10 protein-coding genes are annotated in these 13601 nt (G+C 72.5%); 3 read left to right on the top strand and 7 right to left on the bottom strand.

Going from position 1 to position 13601, the window contains the following annotated elements:
• Nucleotides 1-56 precede the first annotated feature (56 nt).
• From ACM26Y_RS17135 to eccCa, 4 genes are all read right to left on the bottom strand, one after another.
• Nucleotides 57-356 (bottom strand): WXG100 family type VII secretion target, encoded by a 300-nt coding sequence (locus ACM26Y_RS17135; protein ID WP_416061442.1) that lies wholly within the window; start codon nucleotides 354-356, stop codon nucleotides 57-59.
• A gap of 64 nt (nucleotides 357-420) precedes the next feature.
• On the bottom strand, nucleotides 421-762 hold the full coding sequence (locus tag ACM26Y_RS17140; protein WP_235157476.1) for a WXG100 family type VII secretion target: 342 nt from the start codon (nucleotides 760-762) through the stop codon (nucleotides 421-423).
• A gap of 128 nt (nucleotides 763-890) precedes the next feature.
• Nucleotides 891-2126, bottom strand: a complete 1236-nt coding sequence (locus ACM26Y_RS17145) for a type VII secretion-associated protein (protein ID WP_416061443.1) — start codon at nucleotides 2124-2126, stop codon at nucleotides 891-893.
• Between the two features lie 68 nt (nucleotides 2127-2194).
• Nucleotides 2195-6169, bottom strand: a complete 3975-nt coding sequence (eccCa, locus tag ACM26Y_RS17150; protein ID WP_416061444.1) for a type VII secretion protein EccCa — start codon at nucleotides 6167-6169, stop codon at nucleotides 2195-2197.
• Between the two features lie 209 nt (nucleotides 6170-6378).
• Between eccCa and eccD the strand changes: the two genes are divergently transcribed.
• Nucleotides 6379-7839, top strand: coding sequence for a type VII secretion integral membrane protein EccD (gene eccD, locus ACM26Y_RS17155; protein WP_416061445.1), 1461 nt, complete (start codon nucleotides 6379-6381; stop codon nucleotides 7837-7839).
• A 1-nt stretch (nucleotide 7840) separates the two neighbouring features.
• The gene (gene mycP, locus ACM26Y_RS17160) at nucleotides 7841-9238 is read left to right on the top strand and encodes a type VII secretion-associated serine protease mycosin (protein ID WP_416061446.1); all 1398 of its coding nucleotides are present in this window, start codon (nucleotides 7841-7843) and stop codon (nucleotides 9236-9238) included.
• On the opposite strand, the gene eccB is transcribed toward mycP, so the two are convergent.
• On the bottom strand, nucleotides 9184-10638 hold the full coding sequence (gene eccB / locus ACM26Y_RS17165) for a type VII secretion protein EccB (RefSeq protein ID WP_416061447.1): 1455 nt from the start codon (nucleotides 10636-10638) through the stop codon (nucleotides 9184-9186). The genes mycP and eccB overlap by 55 nt on opposite strands.
• A gap of 152 nt (nucleotides 10639-10790) precedes the next feature.
• Here eccB and eccE point away from each other — a divergent pair, with 152 nt between their 5' ends.
• Nucleotides 10791-12392: a type VII secretion protein EccE gene (gene eccE, locus ACM26Y_RS17170; RefSeq protein WP_416063698.1), complete on the top strand. Its 1602-nt coding sequence runs from the start codon at nucleotides 10791-10793 to the stop codon at nucleotides 12390-12392.
• Here the strand turns inward: eccE and ACM26Y_RS17175 are convergent.
• Together ACM26Y_RS17175 and ACM26Y_RS17180 are read right to left on the bottom strand one after the other, a co-directional pair.
• Nucleotides 12380-12946: an NADPH-dependent FMN reductase gene (locus ACM26Y_RS17175; protein ID WP_003938058.1), complete on the bottom strand. Its 567-nt coding sequence runs from the start codon at nucleotides 12944-12946 to the stop codon at nucleotides 12380-12382. The genes eccE and ACM26Y_RS17175 overlap by 13 nt on opposite strands.
• 18 nt (nucleotides 12947-12964) lie before the next feature.
• Nucleotides 12965-13546: a TetR/AcrR family transcriptional regulator gene (locus tag ACM26Y_RS17180; RefSeq protein WP_416061448.1), complete on the bottom strand. Its 582-nt coding sequence runs from the start codon at nucleotides 13544-13546 to the stop codon at nucleotides 12965-12967.
• Between the last annotated feature and the right edge of the window lie 55 nt (nucleotides 13547-13601).

Here is a 13601-nt window from a genome sequence, read left to right on the forward strand (position 1 = left end):
CACGACGCCCCGGCGGCCTCTCCACCACCGGGACGTCGCTCGTCACTCGTGTCGTCTCAGGCCTGCCACCTCCGTGCCAACTCGGATTCGACGCTGCGCATCTCGTCGTTACCTCGCGCCACGGCGACGGCGATCTGGTCGAGCAGCAGGTTCAGGTCGGCGGACGCCCGATCCCACTTCTGCTGCGTGACGTGGTACTCGGACCTGGCGTGCCCGTCCCAGGTCTGCACCAGCGGTTCGACCTGGGACCTGATCCGGTCGAGCGTGTCGTTCATGCCGCGCTGCAGCCCGACGACGCGTGCATGCAGGTCGTCGATGCCACCGAAGTCCTGCCGGATCACATCGGGTCCACTCATTCGTTCTCCTCGGGTCGGGTCCTGCGGACTGAATCGGGCCCGGTCGGTGCCGGACCGGTCGAGGTCAGTAGGTGCCGTGGAGGCTGTCGCCGAGGACGTTCAGCGACTGTGCCTGAGCCTCGACGGTGCCCTCGTACGCCCGGCCGTTGGTGCGGATGCCGGTGACGATCGCGGCCAGTGCCTCGTTGAGCTGAAGGGCGCTGCGGTCCCATCGCGACATCACGTCGGTGAACGCCATTCCCGACCGGCCCTGCCATACGTCCGGCGACGACGAGACAGTGGTACGCAACGCCCCGAGCAACTGTTCGAGTTCTCCGTGAGAGTCCTCGATCTGCCGCGCCGCCGTCTCCATGGTCGCGACGTCGGTCGCCACCCGATTCGAACTGCCCTGCCCTGGTTGCGTCACGCCTGTCTCCTCTGCCGTCCCGCGTTCCGTGTCCCTCCGGACCCCCGTGGCCGAAGCGGTTCGCGCCTACACCGATTGGACGCAGCGCCGCCCGGTCAGGTTCCCTCCTCAGCGAACGAGGTGATCCGCTACGCGACCGTCACCGTGTGAACGGCCTGCTCGCATTCGTTCTTGATGCCTGCCCATTCCCCGTCGAGGAACTGGCATCCGACCGCGACCTGGATGCCGGACTCGACGACGACGAACCAGCGCACGAGCGAGAACTCGTCCGGTGCCTCCACATAGGCGATCACCGGACGGTCCGCGAAGGTGGTGTCGGTGTCGAGATCGCGGATCACCCCGCCCCGTTCGGCAGCGCGACGGGCCAGCACTTCCCCCAGGCCGGACAAGTCCAGACGGCGACGAAGAGTGCTGTGCACCAACACTATTCGTCGATCATTCCCGCCCACTGGGACGAGTTCGGCACGATCGGCACCGGCTGGGTCGCGCACCTTCCACCCCTCCGGCAACTCCAGCCGGACGGGCCCGAGCACATGCTGCACCGAAGGAGCTCGCGGCGTAGGAGATCTCGTCCCCGGGGTCGCGCCGGCCGTGTCGCCGAGGTCGGGATCGTCCACGACCTCCCCGTGCAGGTCCGCACGGTGTTCGGCAGTCCACACCAGGCCGACAGCGGTCACGGCCGCAACGACTGCGACGACTGCAATGCCCCGGCGCATCCGGCGGACGGGCCGGGACGCCGGCTCGGTGCGCAGCCAGCGCGGTGCCGCCCCCGCGTCCCCCGGCGGGACGGGAACGGGGTCCGGCACCGCGGCCAGCATCTCGGACGCTGCGACCGGTATCACCCGGATGCCACGGCCGAGCCGCTCGGCGATGCGCTCGCACAGCGGCATTCCGGGTGGCTCGCCCGGACTGCCCGTCACGAGGACGACATCCGGATCGACGGAACCGCACACGTCTCCTATCAGCTCGTCCAGCCGGCGGGCCCCGGTCGGAGAGTCCAGCAGTACCTCGTCGAGGTCGGGATCCCGGGCGAGCCGGTCGACCTCGCCGTCGGGCGCGGTCAGGGCCGTCGCCGTCACACCGGCCCCGTCGACCTCCACGACCGCGTACCGCTCGCCGTCGCCCAGCGGCGCGGTGCGGCGCGCCGCGACCGCGGTGGTCACGAGGACGGCGTGCCGCGCGACCTGCCGTGCGGCCGTGTGCAACTGCGCACGACGACGTTCTCCCCACTCGGTGGGATGCACCACCGTCACGGTGTCGAGATCGTCCGGTGCCCCTGCCGTCGCCGCGGCGTACCCGAGCAGGGCGGCCGGGTGCGCACCGTCGCCCGAACCGGGCCGGGGAACAGCGGCGGGAATCGTCACGGTCCGATCCGCCCACCGTGCGTGGATCCGTCCCGGGACGACCTGCACATGCAGCGTGCGGACGTCGCTCATTGCGGGGGCAGCCAGGCCGTCTGCACGAGCGCCTCCCCGTCGCGCTGCACGAGGATGCCCCGCCCGGGCGGCATCGGGCGCGGACGCGCGGTGCCCACGAGTGCACCCTCCTCGCGGTTGCCGCTCATCACGAGACCGGCCGCCGACAATTCCCGCAGCCGCGCGATGACCGGTTCGAAGAGTGCGCGCCCGGCTCCTCCGGAGCGGCGCGCCAGGACCAGGTGCAGCCCGACGTCCTTGGCCTGGGGCAGGTAGTCGAGCAGGGGCGTCAGCGGCGACTGGCTCGCAGCGGAGACGAGGTCGTAGTCGTCGACAACGACGAAGACCTCGGGTCCCGACCACCAGGAGCGTTCCCGCAGTTGCTGCTGAGTGACGTCGGGACCGGGCATGCGCCGCTCGAACACCGCCGCCAGGTCGCGGGACATCGCGGACAACGTGACGGCGGACGGCGCGTATCCGCCGAGGTGGTCCCCCTCCACGACGCCGAGCAGGGTGCGCCGGTAGTCCCCGACGATGATGCGGGCCTGCGCCCCGGTGCGGGACTCCATGAGGCTGCGGCAGATGCCGCGCAGCACAGTCGTCTTCCCGCAGCCCGAGTCACCGAAGACGAGCAGATGAGACTGTTCGGCGAAGTCGATCCCCACCGGGGCCAGTTCGGCTTCGTCGATGCCGAGCGGCACGAACAACCGCCGTTGCCCGGACGTGCCGCCGGCCGACCGGGCGCCGAGGGCCGCCAGGACGTCGGCGCGATCGACGAGGTCGGGGAGCATCCGGACGGCAGGGGCGGGGCGGCCAGGTGCAGCCGCGGCGACGGCGGCGACGGCGTCCGCCAGTCCCGCCGTGAGATCGACGGTTTCGGAGCTGCCGTCCACCCGCGGCAGCGCGGACAGTACGTGCAGCCCGTCACGGTCGATGCCCCGGCCCGGTCGGCCGTCGGGCACCGCCGCCGCCTTCTTGCGGCCGTACTCGGAATCGGCGGGATCGCCGAGGCGCAGTTCGAGGCGGGTTCCGAGATGGTCCCGCATCGCCGGTCGTACGTCGCCCCAGCGCGGCGCGGTGAGCACCACATGGATCCCGAAGGACAGCCCCTGGGCGGCCAGCACCGCGACCTGCGGTTCCAGCGCCTCGAAGTCCTGCCGGATGCTGGGCCAGCCGTCGATCACGAGGAACACGTCGCCGAAGGCGTCCACGTCCGCGGCCGGCCCGCTGCCGGCCCGGCGACGACGCAGCTCGGCCATCGACTCGAGGCCGAGTTCGGCGAAGCGACCCTCCCGGCGCCGCAGCAGGGCGGTCAGTTCGGCGATCGTCCGGCGGACCCGGTCGGCGTCCAGCCGGTTGGCGACCGAGCCGACGTGCGGGAGGCCGGCGAGTCCGGCGAGCGCTCCACCGCCGAAGTCCAGACAGTAGAACTGCACCTGTTCGGGCGTGTGCGTCATCGCCAACGACAGCACGAGGCTGCGGAGCATCGTCGACTTGCCGGCGCGCGGTCCTCCGACGACGACCACGTTGCCTGCCGAGCCCGCAAGGTCCACCACCAGCGGATCCCGCCGTTGCTCGAAGGGGCGGTCCACGATGCCGATCGGCGTGCGCAGGGTGCTCCGCGCCGGCACGTCACCGGTCAGCAGCGAGCGCGGGAGGAGCCTGTCCAGGCTCGGTGCCGCGTCGAGAGGCGGCAACCAGACCTCGTGCGCGGGAGTTCCGTGGCCGCGCACCCGCGCGACGAGGACATCGAGCACGGAACGGCTTTCCTCGGCGGGGACGGGGTCGTCGCCGGGTTCGGCCGGCTCGGGAACGGATTCGGGCTGTGCCAGGGGCACTTCGGCGGTGGTGAACAGCCGCGGCCGGGCGGCTGCAGCGCCGTGCCGGGTCACCGACCGGTCCGAGCGACGGTGCTCGTAGGGCGCGGACACGTAGGCGGCAGCGAACCGCAAGATTTCCGCCGAGTCGCACTTGAGATATCCGGCTCCCGGCGACGGCGGCAGGTGGTAGGCGTCGGGAACGCCGAGAACGCTTCGGGATTCGTTGGCCGAGAAGGTCTTCAGGCCGATACGGTACGACAGATGACTGTCGAGTCCGCGTAACCGGCCCTCGTCGATCCGCTGGCTGGCGAGCAGCAGATGCATGTGCAGCGACCGCCCCAGCCGGCCGATCGCAGCGAACAGGTCCGCGAAGTCCGGCTGTTGCGTGAGCAACTCCGAGAACTCGTCCACGACGACGACCAGCGCCGGCAACGGTGCCAGCGCTGCACCGCCGGCGCGGGCTCGTTCGTAGTCGCCCACGTTCGCGAAGTTGCCTGCCGCGCGCAGAAGCTCCTGCCTGCGGTTCATCTCGCCCTCGAGGGCATCCTTCATCCGATCGACCATGGCCAGTTCGTCGGCGAGGTTGGTGATCACCGCCGCGACGTGCGGCGCCGACTCCAGTCCGAGGAACGTTGCGCCACCCTTGAAGTCGACGAGAACGAGGTTCAGCGACTCGGGGGCGTGCGTTGCGATCAGACCCAGTACCAGGGTCCGCAAGAGCTCCGATTTTCCCGAGCCGGTGGCTCCGATGCACAGTCCGTGCGGGCCCATGCCACCCTCGGCGGCCTCCTTCAGGTCCAGTTCGACCGGTGTGCCGTCGGTTCCGATTCCGATGGGGATCCGCAACCGGTTGCGTCCCCACCGCGGCGACCAGGCCCGGCCGGGGTCGAACTGTGCGACGTCGCCGAGCCCGAGCAGATCCTCCCACCGGTCCGGTCGATTCTCACCGGGACCGGACTCGGCGGCCCGGTGGGTGGCTCGGTACGGCGCCAGTCGCCGCGCCGCCGTCTGTGCCTGCGCCACGCTCGCTCCGTCCGGAACCGCGAAGGTCTCCACCCGCTCGCCGGCGCGCGCACCCAGTCGTCCCGGACCGACGACGAGTTCGAGTCCGCGAGAGGCCGCGGCAGGCATCGACGCGCACAGGTCCAGGATCGTGACGGAGTCGAGTCCGTCGTCGAGGATCCCCGAGCCCGAGCCGGGTACGCCCCCGTCGATCACGATCACCAGTTGGGGCACACCGTCGACCGGGGCCGCATTGCGGACGAATCGTCCGCGCCCCGTCAGCCGGTCGGCGAACGCGGCCTCGAGATCGCGGACGGACCCGAACACGGCGCGGGCGCTGCCCGCCCCGTCGACGAGCTCGTGGTTCTGCACGTGCGGCAGCCACTTGACCCAGTCCCACTCGTCGGCCGTGTCCGGCCCGCACACCACGGCGATTCGCAGCACCTCCGTGCTGTGGAAGGTGCACAGATGCAGGAGCATCGCGCGCACCAGATCGCGTGCCGCTCGGCGGTCGCCGCCGAACGACACCGCCGGGAACCCGCGCAGCGACACCGCGGTCGGCAGTGCCGGCACCACCGAGTGCGCGCGCACGAACCGCCGCAGCGACACGGCCGCCACCGGTTCGAGGTCCTCGACGGGACCGGTGTCGGGGGCGATCAGCCGGGTCGCGAGACGTTGGCCGCTGAGCCCGACCCGGACGTGGCAGAAGTCGACGTCGGTTCCGCTGCGTTCCCACATGCGTACCGTCCCCGCAAGCGTCCACAGCACGGCCGGGTCGGGATGCGTCCATTCGAGGGCCCGCCGCTGCCGGTCCGCGGTGTCGTGGACCTCCCGCCGGAGGCCGTCGAGATACCGCAGGTAGTCCTTTCGATCCTCGTCCGCCTCCGCCGCTTTCGCTCCGCCTCCGCGGCTGCCCGCGAACATGCCGACCATCGAGACGACCATCATGAGCGGGAAGACGAGCGACATCGGACTTCGCGCCGCCCCGGAACCGAACATCAGCGCCACCATGCCGATCATCGCCGCGACCATCACGACCGGCAGCAGCTTCGCCAGGAGATTGCCCGGCGTCGACCGCGGAATCTCCGGCGGGGCCTGCATTCCGACCTCGCCCACCGGTACGCGCGGCACCTCGCGCCGCGGCCTGCGCACGAACCGCTCTGTGCTCACCAACCCACCCCCACCGGCCCACCACGGCAGCCGTCCTCGCGACGGCCGTCCCCCCACGGTCGACGAAGGGTAACGCACACCTGAGAGATCGGCATGCACGCGGACACGACGGCGTCTGCGCGAGGTGATGTCGTATCGTCTCCGCGAGATCCGGGCGGGTGCGCCCGCCCGGACCGAAGCACGGTCGGGGGACGACGGGGGGATGGACGATGACGGCTGCGCAAACCGAACCGGGGCGGATCGGCGCACCGGAACTCTGCCGGGTGACCGTGCTGGCACGGCACACCCAGGTCGACCTCGCCCTGCCCGGCGACGTCCCCGTCGCCCTGATCGTGCCCGGCGTCGTCGACCTCATCGCAAACCACCGCGCCCTCAACGACTTCGATTCCTCCGTCGAGCGGGTAGAGCCCGAAGCGTGGGCGCTTGCCCGTCTCGGTTCGTCGCGGCTCGCGGCGGCACTGAGCCTGCACGAGCAGGGTGTCCGGGACGGTGAACTGCTGGTACTCGAGGACGCGTCGGCACCGGCGCCACCCCCGCTGTTCGACGACGTGACCCACAGCGTCGCGACCGCCGACGAGGCCGGGACGGGCCGCTGGTCGCCGACTTCGGCGGCGACGGTCGCGGCGGCGGTCACCCTCGCCGCGACGGTGACCGGTGCGGGGGCTCTGCTGCGCCTTTCCGCGCCGGAAGGACGGCTCGCCGCCGGGGCCGGTTGCGCCGCGCTCACCGTCCTGCTCCTGCTCGCCGGGATCCTGCTCCGGCGGGCCCGCGACGACCGTCGCCCCGTGGTGCTGCTGTGCGCCTGTGCGGTGCCGGCCGCCTTCGTCACCGGAATCCTCGTGGTGCCGGGGGCCTTCGGACCGGCGCACTCGATGCTCGGTGCGGTCCTGTCGGGGGCCGCGGCAACCCTGGTCCTGGTCTGGACCGACGTCGGACGGGCGCCCTTCACCGCGGTTGCCGCCGTCGCTGCGGTTGCGGCGGCTGCCTTCCTCGTCGCCACATGGGGAATCCCCGCGTCCACGGTCGGCGCCGGAGTCGTCGTCACGGCGTTGCTGACTGTGACGTTCGCGCCCCGACTCGCCATGAAGTTCGCCGACCTGCCGCTGCCCCCGGTGCCCGGGCTCGGCACGGACGCATCCCGGACCGAGGACGGAGAGGACGCCCCGGCCGGCGGGGACCGGTCCCTGCCCGATCGGAGCGAACTCGCGGAAGCCGCCGCGCGGGCACGCGACCACCTCACCGGTCTCGTCGGTGCAGGAACCGTTCTGACCGTCGCGGGCGCGTGGTGCGTGGCGGCCCCGCTGTCCGGTGCCGACCCCGTCGGCCCGGGCACCGCCCTGGCCGTCGCCGCTGCGGCGGTGACCATGCTGCGCGGCCGCACCTACACCGACGCGCGCCAGGCGACGCTGCTAGTGGCAGGCGGCGCATCCGTGCCGGTGGTCCTGCTCGCCGCCGCCGCGATCAGCGGATCTGTGCCTCCCGTTGCTGTCTTCGCCCTCGCGTCCGGCGTCGCGGCCGCAGCGCTGGTACTCGGCGTGGCCGCTCCGCGCCGCTCGTTCACCCCGGTGCAGCGCCGCGCCGCCGAGCTGGTCGAGTACGCGACGATCGCGTCGGTCCTGCCACTGGCCTGCTGGGTCACGGGCCTCTACGCCGCCGTCCGCGGGATCTGACGTGGCCCGCGGGGCACGCCTCTTCCTCGTCGCCCTGGTGCTGACGACCTCGTCCTTCGGCACGGTCCCGTTCGCCGGGGCGGAACCTCCGCCCGTCGATGCCGGGAGCCTGCCTCCTCCCGCAGCACCCGGACCCGTCGACGACACCGCGCAACGTTCGCCGTGCACCACCGTCGACATCGTCGACGACACCGCCACGATCCCGGAACCGCAGCGCCTCCTCGATTTTCCGACTGTGTGGCCGTTGACGCGCGGCGCGGGCCAGCTCGTGGCGGTGATCGACACCGGAGTGGGCCGGAACGCCAGGCTGCCCGGGCTGGTCCCCGGTGGGGACTACGTGTCCTCGGGCGACGGGACGCAGGACTGCGACGCCCACGGAACGCTGGTGGCGGGACTCGTTGCGGCCCGGCCGGTCGCCGGGTCGGGGTTCGCCGGCGGCGCCCCGGACGCGCGGATCCTCGCCGTGCGCCAGTCCAGCCGCCACTTCTCGGCGCACCGGCCGGATGCCGACGACCAGGATGCGCGCACGTCGCCCGGCTACGGCAACGTGCGCACGATGGCGATGGCGGTGCGCCACGCGGCGGACCGCGGTGCCACCGTCATCAACATCTCCGAGGTCGCCTGCGCGCCGGCCGCAGAGGGCATCGACGACCCCGAACTCGGAGCGGCGGTGCGGTACGCAACGGAGGTGAAGGACGTCGTCGTCGTCGCTGCCGCCGGGAATGTGGAGGATCGCTGCCGAGGGTCGAACCCGCACGGACTCGATCCGCTCCGCCCGGGAGCGGATCCGTGGCGCGCGGTCACGACCGTGGCCTCGCCGGCCTGGTACGACGACTACGTACTCACGGTCGGCTCGGTCGAGCCGGACGGCTCACCGTCGAGCTTCAGTCTGCCGGGACCGTGGGTGGACGTCGCCGCGCCCGGCAGCGGGGTAGTCTCCCTGCATCCCACCGCGGATGCCCTCGTCGACGCCTACCCAGGTGCTCAGGGCCCGACTCCGGTGGCGGGCACGAGTTTCGCGGCGCCGCTCGTGTCCGCAACCGTCGCGCTGGTACGGGCACGATTTCCGCATCTCGATGCCCGCGCCGTCGCGATGCGGATCGAGGCCACGGCGCACGGGCCGGCCGAGGGCTGGAATCCGCGGGTGGGCCACGGCGTGATCGACCCGTTCGCGGCGGTGACCGCCCCGCCGGCGGAAGCGCGTCCACCGGTGGCGGCCTCGGTGGCTGTCGCACCTCCGGCGCCACCGGCTTTGACGGATCAGCGGCCCAGGAATGTCGCGGTCGTCGCGGCGATCGTGGTGCTCGCGATCGTGGGAGCGACAGCGGCGCTGCGACGCCGACGTCAGCTGCCGGCGCCGACCGGCGCCGGGTCCGGATCGGGTGCGACGCCGTCGTGAGCGACGAGCGCCTCCGCCCGCCCGAGCGCCGGACCCGGCGCGAACAGTTCGACGATCTGCCACGGCGCGGGCACCGGTTCGGAGAATCCCAGGGCGGTCGCGGCGTCCGCGTCGACGATGCCGTACCGCACGCCGGTGTCGGCGACGTAGAAGAGGGCGCCGCGCCGCGCGCTGTCCGGCGCGACGGAGGTGGTCTGCACGAACGCGCCCCGGCCGGGAGCGAGGTACGCGCTGTCGGCCTCGGGCCCGCCGCCGTCCGCCTGGGCCAGGGACACCGGCACCGCACCCTCGGGTAGCGGCAGCGCGGAGCCTGCCGACACCTCGACGGCGGACCGCGATCCTCCGTCCGCGCCGGCCTCCGGTGTCCACGTCAGGCATCCGACGGGGCGGTCGCCCGCATCGACGACCGTGGGCACGGTCGTGGGGAAAGTGTCCACGTCGAGACCGCGCACGGCCGGAGCGTCCCGCAGCAGATCCGGTGGGACGGCCGGGATCTCCGCGGCGCCCTGCGAATCGGTGAAGTGGACGATCTGCGCCGTGGCCTCGGAGACCTCCTGCACTCCGTCGCGCAGCACGACGTAGAACTTCTTCCCGTCCGGCACTGCGACGCGGACCACCGACCCGACGGTCAGCGAACCGATCGGATAGCCGGGCTCGCCGCCGGCGCCGGGGATCCGCGGAGCCTCGAGCCGCGGCACCTCCGGGATGGCGGCGAGCAGGGCCGGACCGACGGGACGCGCCATGCCGGCATCGATGCCGAGGACGCGGGTGAGCGCCCGGTCCGAGAGATCGACTTCGGCCCGGGATCCGCGGTACACCAGATGGTGCCTGCCGTCGGCCGCGACGAGCAGGGCTTCGTCGTCGGTGAGCGGTCGCGTGCGGTCACCGTAGGCCGGCGTCCCGGCGGCGACACTCGTGGTGACCGAGCGGCTTCCGTCGGTGGCCACGGTCTCGCACACCGTCCACGACAACGGCTCCGCGACGTGTGCCAGCGCGGACGGCGCACCCGGAATGCCGACGAGGGAACCTCGTGGGCGCGTTTCGAATTCCCCGTCGGCGACGACGGTGGGCTCGTCGGGCCGCCCGAGCACCAGGCGGGCGGAGGCCAGGTTGAGCACCGGATGGAAGGTGCCGTCGATCGCGACCAGCATCGTGCCGGATTCGCGACCGACCACGATCGTCGCGTCGCCGATCTTGTCCTGCGGGCGGAACAGGGCGAGTGCGGCGCAACCCGCGAGTCCGACGCAGGCGAGGACGGCACCCACCGCCAGAGCGCGCGACTGCGACCGCATCGGGTCGTGAATCATCCGCACGTCCCGCCGCACCAGTGCATGTTCCATGCGGCGCACCAGAAATCGGTAGCCGTTGACCTGCCAGCGCGTGGTCGGCTGCGCTCCCATCGATCCTCCCCCGTACGACGCCCCCTCCGCCGCAACACAGTACAGTTCCGCCGGGGAACGTCGGGGGCACCGGGCCGTCGCTCGGTGGGAACGGGGGAATCGTCGTGCAGGATGGGATTTTCCGGCGGCCACGGCGCCGCTCCGCGGCCGGGGTGGTGCGTGCGCAGTGTGCGGCGGTGGCCGGGTGGACGACTGCGGTGGCTGCCGGAGCACCGCCTCCCGCTTTGGTGCTCGCGGCGGCACTGGCCGCGGTGGCAGTGGTGGTTCCGGTCCGGGGACGCGACGCCGTCGACTGGTGGCGGGAATGGTGGCGATTCCGGAACCGTCCGATCCGGACCGCCCCGGTGATCGTCGACGTCGCAGCGGCCGGCGACGGGCCGGTCGGGGTGTGCTGGGACGGCTCGGCCGTCGGGGTGTGCTGGGACGGCTCGGCCGTCGTCGCGGTGGTGGAGCTGGTGCCGGCGGGTGGGGACCTCACCCGGCTGACACGCGATCGGGCAGATCCACTGCGCCGGCTTCCGCTGGCGGCGATCGCCGCGTGCCTCTCGCGGCACGACGTCGAACTCGACGGGATCGACGTCGTCGTGCACGGCAGCCGGGTGTGCGACGAGACCGCGGCCGGCGAGGCGTACGGGAGCCTGGTCGGTCCGCTGCCCGCCGCCGCGACCCGCACGGTGTGGCTCGCGCTGCGGTTCGACGCCCTCGCCTGCCCGGCCGCGGTGGCGCGCCGGGGCGGCGGGTCCGAGGGCGCGGCACGCGCCGTGCGCATCGCGGCGCGCCGGGTCGTGCGCGCGCTGGCAGAACAGCGCCACGCCGCACGGATCCTCGACGCGGGAGAGATCACCCGGGCGGTGGAGTCCGTCACCGGGGGCGCGGATCCGCTGCTGCTCGAGGAGGATCGCGACGCGGTACGGCTTCCCGGCGGTCTCAGTCGCGCCGCCGTCGTCGAACCTGGGCGCCTCGACCGGACGACCTTGACCCACCTCTGGTCGGAGCCGCTGTCGTCGGCGACGATCACGGTACGCCTGCGGCCCGGTACCGAGCCCGGAACCGTGCGAATGGGGGCAGTGGTGCGCGGAACGAGCCGCTCCCCCGAGCCCAGCCGCCGGATGCCGGGCACTCGACGGCTGTGGAGTCGCGAACTGGACGGGCTGCTGGCGTCGACCCCGACGGCCGCGGCCGGGCTCGAGGATCTGGTTCCCCTGCGCACCGTGCAGCTCGGCGACGTCGACGCCCTCACCCTGCCGGTGACGGGATGCGGACAGGTGATCGGGGCGGACGAGTCCGGGGCGGCCGTGTCTGCCCGCGTGACCGGCCCGGGAGTGCGATCCGTGTATGTCGCCGGGGAGCTGTACCTGGCGCAGCAGCTGGTGTTCCGGTCCGTCGCGATCGGCGCCCGGGTGGCGATCCACACCGATCGCGCCTCGGCCTGGCGTCCCCTGCTCGCCGCGGCGGGTCCGGACCGGTTGCGGCTCGGCGACGACCGGGGTGTCGACACGATCGTGTACGACGGCGTGGTCCCGGCGACGGTTCCCGCCGGGACGACCGCGATCCACGTGCATGCGGATCCGGACCGGTGGCCGCGTGAGCGCCCGGACGTGTCGATCCTGCAACCCGGCGCGGCCGGGGATCGGGTGGTGCTCACGACAGGGGGCCGCCGGATGTCGTTGTCGCTGGTGAGTGTGGGCGCCGAAGCCGCGTTCATCGGTCGTCCGCGGGCGGGTGGGCGCAGCCGGGCTCCTCAGCCGGGGTAGGGGTCGGCGGCCTGCCCGGCGCGCACGGTCCGCGCCCACCACGCGAGCTGGTTCAGCATCCGCTGGGCCGCATCGGCCGCGGCGCCGTCGGTGGTGGTGCCGTCTGCGGCGAAGGCGTGCTTGACGCGGTGGAAACTGACCGATTCGCGTACGGGGACCATGTGCACCTCGACGACGACCTGCCGGAGTTGTTCGACCGCGCGCAGACCGCCGGAGAGCCCGCCGTAGGAGACGAATCCGACGGGCTTGGTGCGCCATTCGTGTTTGACGGTGTCGAGGGCGGTCTTCAGGGCGGCCGGATAGCCGTGGTTGTACTCGGAGGTGACGACCGCGAACGCATCGGCCGCACCGATGCGCCGGGTGAACGCCTCGGCCTCGCGGCCGCCGGAAAGATCCTGCGGCAGCGGGGTGTCGGCAAGGTCGAGCACGCCGACGTCGAACTCGGGGCGTTGCCGCGCGGCCGCGGCGAACCAGTCGGCGACGACGGGCGCGATCCGCCCGGCCCGCACGCTGGCGACGACGATCTCGAGACGAATCGGGGCTTCGGCGTCCATGGGCCGATGGTAGGCGGGTCAGGCGGTGAGGCCGTGGGTGAGCAGGGCGGCGAGTTCGCGGTAGGCCTGGGCGTCCGGCAGGCCGGTGGCCTCGGCGACGTGGCGCTGCTGGATGCGGACCATGACGGCGGCGACGACGTCGGCGACGAACGCGGCGTGCACGTCGCGCAGTTCGCCGGTGGCGACTCCGGCGACGATGAGGTCGCGGACGCGTTCGGCGGCGAGCCGGGTGTTGCGTTCGTAGACCTCACGGGCGGCGGGGGCGGCAGCCATGTCCTCCATGAACTGCGCGGAGGCGGGTTCGAGTTGCCGGCCGACAGCCTCGAGATAGCCGCGGATGCGGTCGACGGCGCCGCTGCGGCCCTCGAGCTCGGATTCGACACGCTCGGTCGCGCCGCGGAAGAAGTGCACGGTGGCGGCCCGGACAAGGCGGTCCTTGCTCTCGGCGAGGGCGTACAGGGTCGACTTGGAACAGTGCAGGCGGGCGGCGATGTCGTCGAGGGTGAAGCGGGCGAAGCCCTCGGCGAGGAACAGCGCGACGAGCTGGTCGAACAGTTGCGCCTGCCGCGCCGTACCGCGCCGGGTTCCCGCTCTTGTCATACTATGAATAGTACTGCAGTATCGTTCTCAGTACTATTTTCTGAGCGAGGAGTCA

Origin of the sequence: Rhodococcus indonesiensis (assembly GCF_047782815.1) — a bacterium.
GTDB classification, from domain to species: Bacteria; Actinomycetota; Actinomycetes; order Mycobacteriales; family Mycobacteriaceae; genus Rhodococcus; species Rhodococcus indonesiensis.

Coding starts and splice junctions, on each gene's coding strand:
- ACM26Y_RS17135 (WP_416061442.1), bottom strand. CDS start 356: ATGAGTGGACCCGATGTGATCCGGCAGGACTTCGGTGGCATCGACGAC.
- eccD (WP_416061445.1), top strand. CDS start 6,379: ATGACGGCTGCGCAAACCGAACCGGGGCGGATCGGCGCACCGGAACTC.
- eccB (WP_416061447.1), bottom strand. CDS start 10,638: ATGGGAGCGCAGCCGACCACGCGCTGGCAGGTCAACGGCTACCGATTT.
- ACM26Y_RS17175 (WP_003938058.1), bottom strand. CDS start 12,946: ATGGACGCCGAAGCCCCGATTCGTCTCGAGATCGTCGTCGCCAGCGTG.
- ACM26Y_RS17180 (WP_416061448.1), bottom strand. CDS start 13,546: ATGACAAGAGCGGGAACCCGGCGCGGTACGGCGCGGCAGGCGCAACTG.